The organism is Moraxella sp. CTOTU48841 (genome assembly GCF_032061225.1).
GTDB lineage: Bacteria > Pseudomonadota > Gammaproteobacteria > Pseudomonadales > Moraxellaceae > Faucicola > Faucicola cinerea.
In genome coordinates, this window is sequence record NZ_DAMBFQ010000008.1 from 1 (window position 1) to 18,384 (window position 18,384).

At 42.6% G+C, this 18,384-nt stretch carries 16 protein-coding genes and 1 tRNA gene; 6 read left to right on the forward strand and 11 right to left on the reverse strand.

The window, feature by feature from the left end; all coding sequences use genetic code 11:
* Window positions 1-220 precede the first annotated feature (220 nt).
* Window positions 221-307 (reverse strand) — tRNA-Leu (locus RT034_RS08450).
* Between the two features lie 245 nt (window positions 308-552).
* Here RT034_RS08450 and modA point away from each other — a divergent pair.
* Window positions 553-1,494, forward strand: a complete 942-nt coding sequence (gene modA / locus RT034_RS08455; RefSeq protein ID WP_313015961.1) for a molybdate ABC transporter substrate-binding protein — start codon at window positions 553-555, stop codon at window positions 1,492-1,494.
* Between the two features lie 40 nt (window positions 1,495-1,534).
* Here modA and RT034_RS08460 read toward each other — a convergent pair whose 3' ends face one another.
* The 4 genes from RT034_RS08460 to RT034_RS08475 form a co-directional block, all read right to left on the reverse strand.
* Window positions 1,535-1,954, reverse strand: a complete 420-nt coding sequence (locus tag RT034_RS08460) for an HIT family protein (RefSeq protein WP_313015962.1) — start codon at window positions 1,952-1,954, stop codon at window positions 1,535-1,537.
* Window positions 1,955-2,010: 56 nt separating this feature from the next.
* Window positions 2,011-3,369, reverse strand: a complete 1,359-nt coding sequence (locus tag RT034_RS08465; protein WP_313015963.1) for a serine hydrolase domain-containing protein — start codon at window positions 3,367-3,369, stop codon at window positions 2,011-2,013.
* A gap of 109 nt (window positions 3,370-3,478) precedes the next feature.
* On the reverse strand, window positions 3,479-4,375 hold the full coding sequence (locus RT034_RS08470; protein WP_313015964.1) for a MaoC family dehydratase: 897 nt from the start codon (window positions 4,373-4,375) through the stop codon (window positions 3,479-3,481).
* A 259-nt stretch (window positions 4,376-4,634) separates the two neighbouring features.
* Window positions 4,635-6,017 carry a 3-oxoacyl-ACP reductase gene (locus tag RT034_RS08475; RefSeq protein WP_313015965.1) on the reverse strand — a complete coding sequence of 461 codons (1,383 nt, stop codon included), beginning with the start codon at window positions 6,015-6,017 and terminating at the stop codon, window positions 4,635-4,637.
* Window positions 6,018-6,364: 347 nt separating this feature from the next.
* On the opposite strand from RT034_RS08475, the gene RT034_RS08480 reads away from it, so the two are divergent.
* Window positions 6,365-7,678: an acetyl-CoA C-acetyltransferase gene (locus RT034_RS08480; RefSeq protein WP_313015966.1), complete on the forward strand. Its 1,314-nt coding sequence runs from the start codon at window positions 6,365-6,367 to the stop codon at window positions 7,676-7,678.
* 74 nt (window positions 7,679-7,752) lie between these two features.
* Here RT034_RS08480 and RT034_RS08485 read toward each other — a convergent pair whose 3' ends face one another.
* Window positions 7,753-8,043: a YeaC family protein gene (locus RT034_RS08485; protein WP_036595824.1), complete on the reverse strand. Its 291-nt coding sequence runs from the start codon at window positions 8,041-8,043 to the stop codon at window positions 7,753-7,755.
* Between the two features lie 357 nt (window positions 8,044-8,400).
* Here RT034_RS08485 and RT034_RS08490 point away from each other — a divergent pair, with 357 nt between their 5' ends.
* Window positions 8,401-10,350, forward strand: coding sequence for an Lnb N-terminal periplasmic domain-containing protein (locus tag RT034_RS08490; protein WP_313015967.1), 1,950 nt, complete (start codon window positions 8,401-8,403; stop codon window positions 10,348-10,350).
* A gap of 36 nt (window positions 10,351-10,386) precedes the next feature.
* Here the strand turns inward: RT034_RS08490 and RT034_RS08495 are convergent, their stop codons facing one another.
* From RT034_RS08495 to RT034_RS08510, 4 genes are all read right to left on the reverse strand, one after another.
* Window positions 10,387-11,343, reverse strand: coding sequence for an AEC family transporter (locus RT034_RS08495; RefSeq protein WP_313015968.1), 957 nt, complete (start codon window positions 11,341-11,343; stop codon window positions 10,387-10,389).
* Between the two features lie 83 nt (window positions 11,344-11,426).
* A complete protein-coding gene (gene mnmG / locus RT034_RS08500) occupies window positions 11,427-13,313 on the reverse strand; it encodes a tRNA uridine-5-carboxymethylaminomethyl(34) synthesis enzyme MnmG (RefSeq protein ID WP_313015969.1) in 1,887 nt (628 codons plus the stop codon).
* Between the two features lie 194 nt (window positions 13,314-13,507).
* Window positions 13,508-13,789 carry a hypothetical protein gene (locus tag RT034_RS08505; protein WP_313015970.1) on the reverse strand — a complete coding sequence of 94 codons (282 nt, stop codon included), beginning with the start codon at window positions 13,787-13,789 and terminating at the stop codon, window positions 13,508-13,510.
* Between the two features lie 174 nt (window positions 13,790-13,963).
* Entirely contained in the window at window positions 13,964-14,884 is a 921-nt protein-coding gene (locus RT034_RS08510) for a DUF3025 domain-containing protein (RefSeq protein WP_313015971.1), read from the reverse strand.
* Window positions 14,885-15,184: 300 nt separating this feature from the next.
* Between RT034_RS08510 and RT034_RS08515 the strand changes: the two genes are divergently transcribed.
* A complete protein-coding gene (locus RT034_RS08515) occupies window positions 15,185-16,129 on the forward strand; it encodes an RDD family protein (protein WP_313015972.1) in 945 nt (314 codons plus the stop codon).
* Here RT034_RS08515 and RT034_RS08520 read toward each other — a convergent pair.
* Window positions 16,126-16,764: a methyltransferase domain-containing protein gene (locus RT034_RS08520; RefSeq protein ID WP_313015973.1), complete on the reverse strand. Its 639-nt coding sequence runs from the start codon at window positions 16,762-16,764 to the stop codon at window positions 16,126-16,128. The genes RT034_RS08515 and RT034_RS08520 overlap by 4 nt on opposite strands.
* Window positions 16,765-16,854: 90 nt before the next feature.
* Here RT034_RS08520 and RT034_RS08525 point away from each other — a divergent pair, with 90 nt between their 5' ends.
* Complete coding sequence (locus tag RT034_RS08525; RefSeq protein ID WP_313015974.1) at window positions 16,855-17,067, forward strand: DNA gyrase inhibitor YacG; 213 nt, start codon at window positions 16,855-16,857, stop codon at window positions 17,065-17,067.
* A 66-nt stretch (window positions 17,068-17,133) separates the two neighbouring features.
* Window positions 17,134-18,318, forward strand: coding sequence for an aspartate aminotransferase family protein (locus RT034_RS08530; protein ID WP_313015975.1), 1,185 nt, complete (start codon window positions 17,134-17,136; stop codon window positions 18,316-18,318).
* The last annotated feature ends 66 nt before the right edge of the window (window positions 18,319-18,384 follow it).

Below are 18,384 nucleotides of genomic sequence, written 5' to 3' on the forward strand. Positions count from 1 at the left end.
TTCTCAAGCTGTCTTTTTTATTTCTATACCAGCATACTTTTCATACCACTACCAATTTTTTTATTAGCCCCTAACAAAAGTATTAGCACTTCTGCTGGTTAACATTTAATCCATTATAGCATTATAGATTTGCTTGATAAACAATTAAACATAATATCTTAATCATTTATATAGCAATTTTAACTCAAAAAAAAAGCCCCTGTTATTAGGAGCTTTAATTTGGTACCAGTGGTCGGACTCGAACCGACACGCTTTTAAAGGCAACGGATTTTGAATCCGTCGTGTCTACCAATTTCACCACACTGGCATAGATAGATGGCTATAGCTTTTTAGTTTATCTCTAATCGGCTATGTGGGGTGGTATTTTAGCAACTTTATTTTTTTTTGCAACAACTTTTTCAGTTATTTCTACCTAAAAACAAAAAATACGTAAAAAATAATTTTTCAATAAAATCGATACGTTTTTTACACACTCACTTACTACTTTGTATAGTATTCTTGCCCGCCACTTAATCATAATATCGCTAAAACTAGGGTAAAATTTGTTAATTTATGACTTTTAATCAACCTGCTTCGATCTTTTTCAATAGGATGCTATGTATTGTCACAGCATTAATGGCGGGTTGTAATTCTTCAAATAACAATCAAAATTCAACGGCGGCCAATAACCAATCTCGCAAAGAACCTGCCAAAGCTATTTCAACCAATGCGCCTGTTGCCTCTTCACCCAAAGCGACAGAAACTCTACGTATCGCCGCTTTTTCCAATCTTCGCATGGTATTGCCTATCTTGGTATCAGATTTTAACCATAATTATCCGAATATAAAGATTCAAATTACTTTTGCGCCTAATACTGCGCTTTATAATACGGTAAATGCCAATCCACAAAACTTTGATATTTATTTATCGGGTAACCAGACTTACCCAAAGCGAATGCTTGCCAGTGTTAACGGTGTTAAATCATCGCCTTTTACTTATACCCGTGGTCAGCTAGTGCTTTATAGTCATAAATACCCCATGGACATTAGCCCTACTACCACGCTCGATCAGTTGATGCTCGACAATAAACCCTTTAGTTTAGCGATAGCCAATCCAGAGAATTTAGCTTATGGCGTGGCAGCAGAAGCCTGGTTGGTCAATCAAAACCTTTATAATAATATCAAGCCTAAGATTGTTTATACCAATGCCCTAGATGAAACTTTTGCGTTAACTGAAAGTGGGAAAGCAGATTTTGGATTTGTAAGCCTCTCGCAAGTATTGAATAAACCCAATAACATTGCCCTGCAAAATGTCAATACACTAAGCAATAACTACTTGATACTGCCTAAAAATAGTTATCCGCCAATTCTGCAAGATGGCATTATTTTGAATCAACCTGACACCAGTCAAATTTTTGTGGATTATCTAAAATCGGCAAAAGCACAAGATGTTTTAACCGATGCGGGTTTTTTGCCGATTTGTACCTCGACAACTATCTTACCTGCTTGCAAATAGGAGGTTGGGTTTTAATTATCCGCTACTTGCAAGTCGCGAATTAATTTGCAATTGCTGATTTTAATTGATTAGCCAGCGCTGCTAGACGCTCATGATCGCCTTGTCTATCTTCATGCAAGCCAAGATGATAAATACTGCTTGGAATCAAATGAACGTGGTAATGAAATACCGATTGTCCTGCCTCCGCATTATTTAACTGCATCTGCACAATACCTTGGCGATTAAATACCTTGCGCTGCGCTGCCATGACTCTTTGCGCGGTGCTAAACACTGCCGCAATGTAATCTGCTGGCATATCCGACAATTCAACGGCTTCACATTTTGGAATCACTAAAACATGCCCTTCTGCCATCGGCATGATATCCATAAAGGCAAGCGTTTTGTCATCTTCATAAACTTTATGGCTAGGAATCTCACCACGAAGAATTTTGGCAAAAATATTTTGATTGTCATACTGCATTGATTACATTCCTTTTATTGTTTAATGAGGCTAAGAAACAAGACTCAGCAATTAGGCTAAGCAAAAAAATCCAATATCGTTTCATTTAAGATAAATTGTCGATCATCACCCAGCATAGTGACATCATAATTATGTACAAAGCTGACTGCTAATGCGCGACTGGGATCACACCAAGCCATAGACCCATTATATCCCATATGTCCAAATGCATCAGACACATCATGGAACAGACTAAACACACGATGATAACCGAGTCGCCATGCCATAACTGCTGGCATGATTTTGTCAAATTGCTCATTATGTATGGTTGAAAGCGCCTTAAAAACAGCAGAATTGATTAGCGTTTTACCTTGCCAAACACCACGATTTGCAAGCATGGCGTAGACGGTAGCCAATGCTATCGCACTGGCGACACCATTTGCGGCAGGAATTTTCGCCTGTAGCGTGATAGGGTGATAATAATTAAATTGTCTGCTACCGATGGGTACTAGTGCTGACTTGTAGTCTTCGATATTGATATTAGCAGGTTGAAAATAGAGCGCGTTAATGGCTTGCGTCGTCAAAGGACTGTCCGATTGAGACAATGTTAACCATGCTGGGTAAAAAGGCAGTGATTGATAAAATTGTAGCGTTAAATCGGCATCTTGAGTGAGTAAAGGCTTAACTTGAGTCTCTTTGGCACGTATTTGACCGGCAACCTGCTCGACTTTGTCTTTGGGTACCCCAAAGTAGACTTGACCGACCAAATTAAGCGGTTGCAATAAATAATATTCTAGGGCTTGCTGCAGCGGTAATTGCGTTACTTTTTCAATCAGCCCACCCAATACCCAGCCTGATACCAAAGCACTATAAGCCGCACTAGAATCCGCATTGGAAGCCGCGCTGGATTCGGTTGATTGATTAACAGGCTGCTTCTTATTAGCTGAGCTATTACCTGAACTCTGCGTATTAGTTGGACTATTTAATGCCATTTGCTCGACGTTACTGAGCATCAATTGCCAATCTAGCATGTCTTTGGCGTGTTCGGTAATACTGACAATATTAAATAATCCTGATTCGTGCGTTAGCATATCACGCAAAGTGACGCTATCTTTGCCATTTTGGGCAAATGCTGGCCAATAGCTAGCCAGAGTTTTGTCATACGCTAAAAGATTTTGACTCACTAAAATATGAATCAACGTAACCAGTATCCCCTTACCTGTCGAAAAATTCAGCGACAAGGTGGATGGCTGCCAAGGGGTGATTTGCTGGTTAGTTTTATCAATATTTGCGATACCGTGAGCCAATTGAGTGACCGCTTTACCTTGATGAAAAATAACCAGACTGCAGCCACCTACCTTTTGATTAAGATCAAATTGTGATAACAGTTGGGCTAGGTGTTGATTGAGCGCTTGATAATCCATTAAATCCTTCATTACTTCAATAGCATCCTAAAAAATCCTGTGCTAAAAAACACCCTGCTAAAAAAATAGCCGCTTAACATTGAACCCTTATTGAAATTTTTCTGTCGCTTTTTTATCGCTATTATTTAGCCTGCGCTTGGGTGATTTTCCCTATCAAATTGGCTTTTGGTGTAGTAGCATCATACACACCAAAATCCACTTGCTCGTCACGATTATCAAATTTTGCGATAAACTCTACTTCAGAGGGCAAAAAAATCGGCAATTTAAACGTCACATCACAGGTAAAGCTCTCTGGCAAATCACCCAACGCACCCAAGCATTTGGCTTTTGTCCACATACCATGGGCAATGGCTTTTGGAAAACCAAATGCTTTGGCGGATAAAGGATGCAAATGAATCAAATTAAAATCCCCAGAAATAAAGGCATAGCGACGCCCAATATCTTCGGGAATTTCCCAAAATTCATGCATATCATTACTATCAAGTGTGGGCTTGGGTTCTACTTGCGTCGTCGATGCTTTGTGAGTCATTTTTTGACGTTTTTGGCGTGATAAATACGTCGAAGTCCCTTCCCACACCAGCTCATCTTTTTCAAAAACTTTAGTGACAAAATCAAATTGCTTACCACGATCGTGGTCGCGCAGGTTAGCAAAGCTTACCGCCATTTTAAAAATTGCGCTATCTTTAATGCGCCGATATTGGGTGACACTGTTTTGCACATGAATCAAGCCGAGCATCGCAAAGGGAAATGGCTCTTTGACCATCATGTTCATCTGTAACGACTGCGACAGCACCGCAAAATACGTCGGCGGCACGTAGCTATTGTTTTCAAAACCACAAATTCTGCGGTAATCGGCTAAGTTATCATGGTCGATTTCAAGCGTATTGACGCTATAAGTAGCATTGGGCAGCACCGCATTGGCTGATTTGTCTTGGTCGCCAATGGGTAAAAAACTTTTGATAATATTGGCATAGGTGGTGTGCGGCTTTGGCAAACGACTAAAATTTTGGTCTGACATACAGACTGTCCTTACTTTTTTACTTTTTAAGCTTGAGCCAAAAAATGGCTATTTGATTAGATAGTATTCGGGGTATATTCCATTACTTTTTATTACCGTCAGATCTCAAAATCTGAGAACTTAGTTTATTATAAACGAATGTCACAATCTAATTGTTGATTTTTTGCATAAAGCTTAGTTTAAGTTTGACTTAGAAAAAATGATGAAAAAAAATCAGTATCGAAAATATCGCTACTGATTTTTTTCAGCCCGTCAATAATTACGCACCCAACACACTTTGACCACAGACGCGGACAATGTTGCCATTGACGCCGCCCGATGCAGGGCAAGCCAGCCAAGCGATAGTTTCAGCCACATCAATCGGCAAACCGCCTTGGCTCATTGAATTCATTCTGCGACCTGCTTCTCGAATCGCAAAAGGTATCGCAGCGGTCATTTGGGTTTCGATAAATCCTGGCGCTACCGCGTTGATGGTAATGCCATTCTTTAACGTAGGCGCAGTCGCTTGTACCGCGCCAATCACGCCAGCTTTGCTCATGGCATAATTGGTCTGTCCCAAATTGCCGGCAATACCGCTAATGGATGATACACATACAATTCTCGCGTTTTCATTGAAACTGTCATGACTGAGTAAATAATCATCAATTTTTTCTTCCGCATTGAGATTGACGTTCATGACGGCATCCCACATGTTATCATCCATTTTTGCCAATGTCTTGTCACGTGTTATGCCTGCATTATGCACAATACCATCTAAGCCGCCACGTTTGGCTGCCGCTGCGGCTATTTTTTCACCAGCATCGTCAGCTGTGATATCTAATGTTAAAGTAGAGCCACCTATCTCACCTGCTACTTTTTGCAAGTCCGATTGCTGTGCAGCTACATCGACACAAATGACATGTGCGCCATCACGCGATAATACCTTTGCGATGGCTTCGCCAATACCTCGGCTCGCGCCAGTCACAACCAGTGTTTTATCTTTTAAAGGTTTTTGCCAATCAACCGTGACTGGGTTGCCTTCACCCACTCTCACCACTTGTCCTGACACATAAGCAGAACGCGGTGAGGCAAAAAAACGTAAAGTAGATTCAAGATTTTGCGCCGCATTTGGGTCTACATAGATAAGCTGGCTTGTAATACCGCGCTTAAATTCTTTACCGACGGATTTAACAAATCCTTCTAAAGCACGCTGGGCTGCTGCCTGTGCGATACTGGTGCATTTTTCAGGTGGCAACCCAATGACGATGACGCGACCTGAGCGGTCAATTGAACGCGCAATCGGATGAAAGAAGTTGTAAACTTGTTTCAGCTCATGGGTTGTGTTGATACCGGAAGCATCGAAAATAGCCACTTTAAAATACTGATTTGCGCCAAACTGCTCGGCTTCAATCTGTGCATTTTGTAAAGCATCACGCGCTGACTCATTGGCGTCTAGATAGACATCGGCTTGCACATTGGCTAATACTTTGGCAATGTCATTTGCCATCACGGCGTTCTCACTGGCCCCAAAAATGACACTGCCGGTAATAGGTGCTTGACCGTCTTTATAACGCTCAAGACTAATTGGCATTGGTAGACCCAAATTTTGGGCAATCTTACGTCCCAATGGATTTTGCACAAATTCTGAATAATGGTCTGACATAAGGACTCCTTTGAATAGTTAGTTTTGCTTAGGCTATTAGATAAGACTGAATTAAAAAGTGAGTTAAACACTCAATTAAACACAGCTGCTAAACATAGATACTGTGTAAATTTTATACCAATCAAACAACATTGAACAGTCATATCAAATAAAATTTTATTGGTTTTGTTCATTTATATAAATTATCGTTATATATATAACTTTAGGCGATATTTTTGTCTGCGTTTTATGGTAACATCACTGCAACTTAAAAAGTTTAGTTATTTTTAAAAGATTTCGTTATTTTTAAAAATTATTTGGTTAAGCTTATCCAATTTTTTTAATTGATTGCTCAAAAGGACTTTTCTATGGACAATTTTCAACACCCAACTCAACAGCCTGCTGGCAAAAAGGTCGCTATTTTAGGTGGCAACCGTATTCCTTTCGCCCGCTCAAATGGTCAATATACCAATGTCAGCAACTCTGAAATGTTGACAGCTGCGCTTAATGGCTTGGTGGAACGCTATAATTTACAAGATAAACGCTTGGGTGAAGTAGTAGCGGGCGCGGTCATTAAATTAAGCCGTGATATCAATCTCACCCGTGAATGTGTGTTAAGCACGGCGTTAAGTCCGCAGACACCTGCTTATGATGTGTCACAGGCGTGTGGTACGGGACTACAAGCCGCTTTCGCGGTGAGCAATAAAATCGCCTTGGGACTCATTGATTCGGGGATTGCAGGCGGTGTCGACACCACCTCTGACGCCCCTTTAGGCATTGGTGATGGGCTGCGTAAAGCGCTGTTAAAACTTAATAATGCCAAAACCAATAAAGATCGCTTGCAAGCGTTATTAAGCATTAATCCAAAAGACTTGATTGATGCACCGCAAAATGGTGAACCTCGTACCAAATTATCGATGGGTGAGCACCAAGCCATCACCGCACTTGAATGGGCGATCACCCGTGAAGCACAAGATGAGTTTACCTTTAATAGCCATAAAAACTTGGCACGAGCGTACGATGAGGGATTTTTTGATGATTTAATCACACCATTTAAGGGCTTAACACGCGATAACAATCTACGTCCTGATATTTCGTTAGAAAAATTGGCGTCATTAAAACCCGTATTTGGTAAGAAAAATGCCAACCCGACTATGACGGCGGGCAACTCAACACCGCTGACCGATGGCGCGTCTTGTGTTTTATTAGGAACGGATGAGTGGGCTGCAGCGAATGGATTAAAACCGCTTGCTTATCTCACCTACCAAGAAACCGCTGCAGTTGATTTTACAGGTAAAAAAGGTGTTAAAGAAGGCCTCTTGATGGCACCTGCGTATGCTGTCCCACGTATGTTGGAACGTGCCGGATTGACGCTGCAAGACTTTGATTATTATGAAATTCATGAAGCATTTGCTTCACAGGTATTGTCTACACTTGCTGCGTGGGAAGACGAAAGTTTTTGTAAAGAACGCTTAGGTCTTGATAAGCCACTTGGCGCAATTGACCGCAGTAAACTTAACGTAAATGGCTCATCACTTGCTGCAGGGCATCCGTTTGCCGCAACCGGTGGTCGCATTCTTGCTAGCACCGCTAAACTACTGGACCAAAAAGGATCGGGTCGTGCGCTGATTTCTATCTGTGCGGCGGGCGGACAAGGTGTGGTCGCCATTTTAGAAAAATAATCAAGTAACTGATAAATAAATACTTAAAAAATAGTGTAAAAAAGGCGAGATAATGCACTCGCCTTTTTTATCGCCTAACTAAATTTAATCGGTTTTTCACCGTCCTCGTCCTGCGGTTTATTTGGGTAGTGATGATCATGACCGATATCACAGTCTTCTGCCGCTTTTTTGGGACGATGAATATAGCCAGTGCGCTCTTCGACGCCCAAAAATTCATGCTCCCACACCATCACCGCTTGCATACAAGTTTGACGCTGTTCCTCCGTCAACTTTCGACCATCTTCCCATTTGCCAAGCGAAATCGCTTGACGAAATTTTTCAACAATTTCAGGCGTTAACGCTGATAAAATCGCTTGTTTATCCATGACTGAATTGTCCTTATACCCTTGAATAAATCACAATAGTTTAAAAAAATTTTGCTAAATAATTAAAAAATTATAGCAAATTAAGCGGCTAAAATCTATTTGGCAAGTTGTCTCATACGAGCCTAGCTGCCTACAATGATATGATTACAAATTGGGCAATGTTAATTTGCACACAGATATTATATGCTTTGCTTATCAAAAGTTGTGAAAACTTACCTTATGAAAATTTACCTTATAAAATAGAGCAATGCTATGAACTCTCTCAAATACAGCTATCATCGACACGCTGTAACCCGTGTTTTTAATCAAAAGAAAATAGTTTTTAATCAAAAGAAAATAGCTTTTAATCAAAAGCAGTTGGCTCAAGCAGCCTTTGTATTAAGCCTAATATCCGCTCAACATTATGCGTTCGCAGCGCCTGTATCGCCTGTATCAACTGCTCCAGTTCAGCAATTTTTGTCAGATACAGCCCCATCTACGCCGACGCCTATTACCGCTACGCAAACGCTGCAAACGGCATTGACATCCGCCCATGAGCAAAACTTAGCTTCGCAAAAAGCGTGGCTGCGGTTGTTGTATTATCCTGAAACAGTCACCACAAAACAGCCCTTTGAAAGTCGGATCAACAATCGTTTTAACTCACAAGCGAGCCAACGACAATTTTTTGCCAGCGCGCAAGGCGCCAAAAATCCCCAAGCAGAACTTGATGAAATGCTCACACAGTTATTTCACCCTACCAAAAAAAATAATGCCTCTGTCCAATGTCGCTTTCCCGCTCGTACACAGTGGCTCATTGAAAACTTAGACATCGATACCTCAAGCCTACCCCATCAACATTGTGATGCGCTCGATTCATGGCTACAAAAAATCAACCCCCAATCCGTCTCATTAATTTTTGCCAGTGAGTATTTAGATAGCCCACCGTCTGCATTTGCCCATAGTTTTTTGCGATTTGATAATGCCGACCTTAGCAATCAATACTATTTAAACTTCACCCCGAAAGTCACCGACGGTGAGCATTTTTTAAAATTTGCTTACAAATCTAGTATCGGTGGCAATGTAGGCGAATTTACCATGACCAATTATCAGCAGGGTATCAAAGAATATTTGCAAGATAATGGGCGCAATGTGTGGCAGTATCAGCTCAATCTTACTGATAAACAAGTTAAACAACTTGCCTATCGAACTTGGGAAATCAAAGACCAAAATTTGCCCTATTATCTGTTATCCGATAACTGTGCCTCTGAAATTTTGGTGTTACTAAACTCTATTTTTCCCGATAAAAATTTTTTAGTGAATGACTCCCCGATGGTTTCCCCTGCCCAAGTGGTACGCATGTTAAACCACGAAAATTTGATTCGCTCTACCAATTTTAGTCCTTCAACACCGACTATTGTGCAAGCGCAATTAAATGCCCGCAACGCGGCAAATCATCCCAAGGCTTTTAACAATACTCATCAAAATCGGGTGTTAAGTTCTCAGATATTGCCATTGCCTAGCCGCGACAATCCTGAACTGGCTAATCCTTTAAGTCGATTTGATATCGGCGTCAGTCAGCAGTCGTTTGGTGGGGTGAGTGGACGACCTAAATTAGACAGCAACCAGGCTGTCACTTTAAATTATCGCATGGTGTATCGTGATGCGTTGGATAAAATTGATGGCTATCCCATAGGCTCACAATTGACGGCATTGAGTATGGGTCTTAGCATCCATGACAACGCCGACCATCGAGATACCGTGCAACTTGAGCAGCTCGGATTATTTGATGTGCGTTCATTGCATCCGATTAATAGCGCAAAAAAAGGTATTTCATGGGGTGGCAATATTGGCTTACAGCGAGTCTTTGATGGTATCAAGGCTATTAACAGAGATGACCACAGCGTTACAGACAATCATTTGGTCGCAAATATCAGCGGTGAATTTGGTAAAAGCGTGGCAATCGGTAACGCCGCCCCAAACACAGGCGATATGCCCGCCAATATTTGCTATGGCTTGGGCACCATTGCAGCGCAGTTTGGTAAGGGCTTATATCATGGTTATCGTGCTGGGCTTGGCGTCAATATTGGGTGCAATGCAGAATTGCGTCCAAATTGGCGTGCGATATCGGAATTAACACTGCCATTTTGGTTAAGTGGCGATAGCGATAACGAAAGCTATTGGCAGCCCAAATTCAGTATTGGTAGTCAATATGATATCAATCAAACCAATGCGATTCGGGTCACCGCTAGCCGTGAATGGTTGCCGAAGTCCGACAGTATCGATAACATTGATGAGGTTGCGCTAAAATGGCTACACTATTTTGAATAATCTACTTTGAAGAATCTACGCCTAGCCAATTTTTTGCTACGCCAAGCCAAAATGGCGCAACAACGCCATGCCGATGGCTAGACTAAACATAGAAAACACGGTGGTAAATCCTAAAATATTGGCCGCTAATATTTCATTGCCGCCCATGCTGCGAGCCATCACATAACTGGCAGCAGCAACAGGCGATGTTACCATAATAAACATCACGCCCATTTGTATCGGTGATAACTGCATCAAGCCACCCACCACAACCGCTGTGATAGGCGCCACGATGATTCGACCGATGCTAGCCTGCATAGACACGCCTGTCATATTGAGCATCGACTTGATATCGAGTGTCGCGCCTGCACAAATCAAAGCCAACGGTAACGCTACGGCCGCCAATAACTCGCCTGTTTTGATGATAAATTCAGGCGGCATCGGCAGCTGCAATAACCGATAAGCAAACGCCGATACCAACGCAATAATTAACGGATTTTGCCCGATTTTTTTGGTCATGGTGATGGCCTTTTTAACCACGCCTTGGCTGCTGTTGTCATTTCTGCTTAGGCTAATCACAGACAACACATTATACACAATGGTTAAAAGACCCATATAAACCGCACCGATACTGACGCCTTGGCTACCATAGGCGTTGGTGACAGTCGCCAGCCCCATAATCGCCATGTTACTGCGAAAGACACCTTGCACAAACACACCTTTATCGCGGCTATCTTTGACAAAAAAATAGGCAAATAGCTCACCGAGAAAAAACAGCCCAAAAGTGACCATCAATCCGGCTTTAATCAAATCCACCTGCTCCGCAAAATGAATGTCACTTTTTAGAATACTAAAAAACAGTAAACATGGCAGGCAATAGTTAAAAACCATATCAGAGGCGATTTCAACAAACGACTGGTTGATGGTTTGTTTTTTTTGCATCATCACCCCCAATAACATCAGCAAGATATTGGGCAAGGTAATTTTTAGAGCAAAGAGAAAGGCAGTTAGCATAATAATTTTTTTGAGTAGAAAATAAAAAAGTCCCAAGTATGGCACATACCAATACCATGGGACTTATGTAGCATGGTCTAAAGTTAAGAGCTTAGCACTTCACGCGCTTTTTTGCTTTTTTTAATCATCATGGCTAAAAGCTGTACCGCAGCTGGCGTGACGCCGCTAATGCGACTGGCTTGGGCAAGCGTCGTTGGGCGCACTTTTTCAAGTTTTTGCACGATTTCATTGGAAAGCCCAGAGATATCATGATAAGTAAAATCGTCTGGAATCAGCGTATGTTCAAGTTTTTTCATCTGACCGATTTCAACTTGCTGACGATCGATATAACCGGCGTATTTGACACCAATTTCAATTTGCTCACCCACTTCAGCAGACACGGGCGATTCGGTCAATTCGCTAATATCATCAAATGATACGTTTGGACGTTTTAACAAATCAAGCGCGTTATTCTCTTTGGTCAGTACTTCGCCGGTTTTATCGATAAATGATTGACCCAGCGTATTAGTGGGCGTTGCCCAAAGCGAGCGTAAACGTGCGGTTTCTTGCTCAATCGCTGTCATTTTATCGCTATACACTTGCCAGCGCGCATCGTCCACCAGTCCTAAGTCACGCCCAATTTCTGTCAAGCGTTGATCGGCATTGTCTTCCCGTAGCAGCAGACGGTATTCGGCACGACTGGTAAACATACGGTACGGCTCTTTGGTGCCATGGGTGATGAGATCATCTACCAACACACCGATATAGGCTTGGTCGCGGCGCGGTGTCCAAGCATCCAGTCCTTGGGTGCGACGTGCAGCATTTAAGCCAGCTAAGATACCTTGCGCAGCGGCTTCTTCATACCCTGTCGTTCCATTGATTTGACCGGCAAAAAATAGGTTATCAATCGATTTGGTCTCAAGGCTTGGTTTAAGATTTTGTGGGTCAAAATAATCGTATTCAATTGCGTAGCCAGGACGCAAGATGTGCGCGTTTTCCAGCCCTTTCATGGAGCGTACTAAAGCCAACTGAATATCAAATGGTAGACTTGTTGAAATCCCATTGGGATAAAGTTCATGGGTGGTCAACCCTTCAGGCTCAATAAAAATCTGATGGCTGTCTTTATCAGCAAATCGATGAATTTTATCTTCAATCGATGGGCAATAACGGGGACCGATGCCTTCAATCACGCCTGAATACATGGGTGAGCGATCCAGCCCGCTGCGGATAATGTCATGGGTGCGTTCATTGGTATGGGTGATATAGCAGTTGATTTGGCGCGGATGCATGGACACATCGCCCAAATACGACATGACGGGCAGTGGTGTATCCCCTGGCTGCACGGTCATGACACTAAAATCTACCGTGCGTGCATCAATGCGTGGTGGCGTGCCTGTTTTGAGACGTCCAACCGGCAGCTTGAGTTCACGCAATCTATCCGCCAAACGGATAGAAGGCGGATCGCCTGCACGTCCACCTTTGTGATTTTCTAACCCAATATGAATAGTACCACCTAAAAAAGTGCCAGAGGTCAACACCACTGCGCCGCAAGCAAATTCAATCCCCGATTGGGTAACCACGGCTACCGCTTTGCCGTTTTCAACCAAAATATCATCCGCCGCTTGTTGGAAAATATCCAAGTTTGGCTGATTCTCTAAGGTGTAGCGAATCGCCGCTTTATATAAAATACGGTCCGCTTGGGCGCGTGTGGCACGGACAGCGGCACCTTTACGGCTATTTAACACACGAAACTGAATCCCTGCTTTGTCGGTTGCAAGCGCCATAGCGCCGCCCAACGCATCGACTTCACGCACCAAATGCGACTTTCCAATCCCGCCAATCGCAGGATTACAGCTCATCTGTCCCAAGGTTTCAATATTATGCGTCAATAACAGCGTCTGCTGACCCATGCGCGCAGCAGCTAGCGCCGCTTCTGTGCCAGCATGACCGCCACCAATCACAATTACGTCGTAGATTTTAGGGTATTTCATCGTGTCACCCATGATTCGCTTGTCAATAAAAACTGACAATTATACCATGCTTAGATGGCTATCGATTATTTTTTTATCAATGCCAATCTTTGAGTATTTAGGGTGATAACTTCGCCTCAACAATCACCAACGACATGACGAAAAAATCCAAGTCATTCGGCTTGGATTTTGATTCATTCACGCATTCATAGTTGTTATGAATCGATTTGGCTATCGCGGATGATTAGTAACTCGTCTTTTAAACTTGTGACTTTAAGTTCGTTGGCATCATTAAACACTTGAATGTTAGCGCCTTTGCTATCTTTATAATCTTTATGACGACGAAAGTTGTGCTCAATTTCAAAACGGACCACCGTCTCAAGCAATGATTGTAATTCTGCTAACGTATAATGTTCCCATTGAATTTCAAGATGGGGGGCTAATTTACCTGTAATCATACGAACTTTATTATCAATTTTGACGACTTTGGTGGTCATGCCGATGCTCCAATATTTTTATTAGTAATTATGACTGTTATCAATAAATGCGGCTGGATGAACTAAAGATTGCTTTAATGCTAACGGATTAACCGGCTTTTATCAAGCAAGATTCATAGACTGGGCAATCACCTCAACCACGCTAGCCACTGTTATAAATTGTCTGGTCACTTATCAGTCATTTAATGAAAAAATAGGCGCGCTAGACGCTCTTGGACGCCTAAAAACAGCCTCATCTTGATAAAATGCTGGTATCACATTGTCATCACTATAGCCAGGGATACCCATCACAGGTAACGGCTGAAAGCTTTTGGATGATAGCTTAACGGCATTATGCGCCAAATCTGGCATTGCCAGTTGGTGAAATAGCTTAGCAATTGCGGTATCAAGCTGGTTTCTCTGACTCGCTATAGATTGCTCAAACCAACCCTCCTCTACTAAAATCAGCAAGGTATGACTGGTGATATTTTTTCTTGGGTTAAGCAATTTTTCAAGCAGGGCATGACCAAATGGAAAAAAGGCAATGGTACGATGTTGACCCAACCAATTTGCTCTATGCGTGACTAAAGCCGTTTGCCATTTAAAGGCTTGTAACTGTTCAAGCAATAGTTTATCTGAGCTCACTACAATGCCGCCATTTTCATCAAATACGGTTAACGCATTACGCAGCGCTGTTCTAGCGTTATGAATACCATGTTGCAAAATATCTTTGGCATGAAGTTCGTTAAATACCGCTTTAGCCTGTGGAAAATTCAGCCAAATTAAACCGTTAAGCAAATCATGGTGATTGTCACGGGTTGGAATTTTACCTGTGTTGGCAATAAAACTCTCATAAGCCTCACCCTCAGGCAGACACGCTTGCTCAACAAAGCGAATGGGTAATTTTTTAAAATTGCCTATACGGCTGGCGTTTACATCTTCATATCTATCTAAACAGGCATTCAAATTTTCAACAATATTGATAGCAGGGGCATGACTATGTGTTGCATGAGGATGTTTTGCGTCAAGCTTCGGAAAATTCGGAAAATAAGTCAAATAGTGATACCAAGGTTTATCAAAATCAATGCTGACATTGGTGGGATGAGTCGATGACATAAATACAATCTGACAATATAAGAATAAGAAAAATAATCGTAGGCTAAACCAAAAATATTAGCACACTTTTGGTTAACCCTATGATAGATAATTACCACCTACCAATCATTACCAGCCAATCATAGATAATGGTTTAGATACTGTTGACCTCAATCCATAAGGATATCGCATTTTTTTGAATAGCATGCCTTGTATAACCTGTTTTGCATAATAAGCGATTTTTAGCACGATGTTGCAAAACATCATATAATAAGATACAGTCATTCAAATTTTACCACCCAGTAGAAGTAGAGTTATTACATGCATATTTTTCTAGCTCGCAATAATGTGCAAGCCGGCCCTTATACCCTTGAACAACTCAATCAAATGCTTGCGACAGGGCAAGTGTTACTCACTGATTTGATGTGGCATCAAGGAATGAATAACTGGAACACGGTCAATGCGATGACGGATGGACAATTTTTTTACCGTCCAACGATTGATGAAAGCTTGCCAGTCGATACCCACCACCGTGAGCAGCCCGCTTCTGATGAAGCCGATTATATTATTAACAACACGCCTAATCCTATATCGCCTTCAGAAGACGCTGAGAATGTTTGGGATCGCTATTCAGCGAATAACCCGCACAAATCTCCTAACCCTACCAAGGTCACATTGACCAAGAAACTTAGCTCGAACCAAGACATTGCCCATGCCAAAAAACAGTTAGACCTTGCCAGCATCGGTAGTCGTATCGCAGCAAAATTGGTAGATACCCTGCTTATGGTATTGGCGTCGTCGCCGCTGTTCATCTCCCTGTACAATAGCCCAAATTTTGATAAGTTACTCAAATGGGCAGAAGCAGGACAAACCCGATTGACGTCTGCCCAGCAGATGGAACTCATGTCAGCGTTACCTGAGCATATATTGTTGTTGACCAATATTTTGGTATGGGGCTTAATGATTGCGCAAGTCCTATTATTGATGCGCCGTGGTCAGACCATCGGTAAGATGATAATGGGCATACGTATTTTGGATCGCCAATCCAATGCCATTCCTGGATTTTTTAACTTAATCATTATGCGTGGGTTATTTACCACATTGGCTTACTCTTTATCGATTTTTGGTTTGGTTGTGTTAGTCGTTGATTTGGTCATGATGCTCACCAGCAAAGAGCGATTAAGCTTACATGATAAAATCGCCAAAACTTATGTGGTACGTGCCGATGACACCCAAACCACGCCCCTTGCGTTAAAACCTGACTAAAGTGAATTAAAATCATCAAACCGTGTGGTATAGCCATGCGGTTTTTTTATGCTCAGTTGCCAACACGCCTCACCACGCGCTAGGTATTTCACCTCAAAATGCGTGCGCTCACTATGATTGGGTACTTGGGTTTTCTCCACCGGTACTTGCCAAACCGTCAGTGCTTTATGCTCGGCTTCATCTATATAACTTTCAATATTACTGGCAAGTATAAGCTCGCCACCTGGTTTTAACCGAGACAGCAACCACTCAAAAAACGGCATGTTAAGCCAGCGTTGGTTGGGATTGTGTGGCTCTGGATTGGGATAAAGAATAAACACCCCTGACAAGCTTTGCGCGGGCACACCATGCGTGACCCAAGCAATGGCATCGGCATGAATAGTCGTTAAATTAGACAACTGCGCTTGATTCGCCATTTTTTGCATGGCTTGATATTTTTCTGCCGTACGTTCAATCGCGATGAGATGGGCATTGGCATTATCGCTGGCAAAACTCAAGGCATGCTTGCCTTTACCTGCACCGATTTCAAGAAAAATGGTGGGTTGCTGCCAAAATGTTGCGGCAAGTGGCTGAAAATCTCTGGGATGACGGATACGATCGGGTTGAAACGGTCTGGTAAATTGATGACTTAGCATGAACAGTCGCTTGATTCGCCCAAAAAAAAGGATTTATAGTATACTATGGCAAATAATCCGATACACCATTTTTAAGAATACCTTTTGTTTATGTCTAAAATCGAGCCCACCCCATCAAATACACCTGTCAAAACCTACTCCTGTCCGCGCTGCGGCAAACCCACCGTTTGGGCAGATAACCCCACCAAGCCATTTTGCAGTGCGCGCTGTAAACTTATTGATTTAGGCGCTTGGGCGAATGAGGACTATAAAGTCGGTGCAGAAGACACCCCGTTTAGTGACGAATTAGACGCTTTTAAATAACATAGATTTGATTGGTTAGTGATTGCGCTAGCTTATGACTCGCTGACTATGATTAAAGGAATCCCCATGAGCTCTTATTTACTCCCCACCTATAAACGCCAGCCCATTAGCTTTGTCAAAGGTCAAGGTAGTTACCTTTATACCGCTGACGGAACGCCGTATTTGGATGCGTTAACAGGGATTGCTGTCTGTGGACTGGGTCATTGTCATCCGCGTGTCACTGCGGCGATTGCCGATCAAGCCGCAACGCTTGTGCATACTAGCAATCTTTTTGGTATTGATTGGCAAGAGCGCGCGGGTGAAAAGTTATGCCAAGTCGCAGGCATGGATAAAGTATTTTTTGCCAATAGCGGCGCCGAAGCCAACGAAGCGGCATTAAAAATGGCGCGACTGTTTGCATCAAATCGTGGGCAAACCCAAGCCAAAGTGATTGTGATGGAAAAATCGTTTCATGGACGCACCTTACTGACCGTATCCGCTACCGCAAATCCAACCGCTAGAGCAGGATTTTTTACCTTAGATGATGATTTTATTCGTGTGCCTTTTGGGGATATTGAAGCCATTAGCCAAGCGATTGCCGATAACGACAATGTTTGCGCTGTGATGCTTGAGCCTATCCAAGGTGAAAGTGGCGTCAATACTGCGGCCAATGGCTTTGATTTTTTAAGCCAAGTTCGCAAAGTTTGTGATGACCATGACTTATTAATGATTTTAGATGAGGTGCAAACGGGCAATGGTCGGACGGGGCAATATTTCGCTTATCAATATTCATCCATCAAACCTGATATTTTGACCACAGCAAAAGGTTTGGGGAATGGTTTTCCTGTGGGTGCGTGCATGACCACGGCAAAAGCCAATGATATTTTTAGCTATGGCTCACACGGCTCAACGTATGGTGGTACGCCGCTTGCTTGCCGTGTGGTTAGCGAAGTGATTGATGTCATTGATGATGAAAATATGATGGCAACTACCCTTAGCAATAGCGCAGCGTTGATTGAACAAATCACCAGCGAGCTGGGTAGCCAAGGGGTTACTGTACGCGGAACAGGCATGATGCTAGGGGTGGTGATGCCACAGGATCGCGGCATTGCATTTGATACTTTAGTCGATAAAGCGCGTGACAATCATCATCTAATCATCAATGTGGCAGGCGGTAATGCCATTCGTTTATTGCCACCGCTCAATATGAGTGCCGATGAAACCGCCCAAATCGGTGAGCGCCTCATTCACCTTATCCAATCAGCCATGTAGTTTTTTTGCACTTAATAGTAAAGTTAGCCGATTAGTCAATATCGGCTTTTTCATCGCAAACTTGCC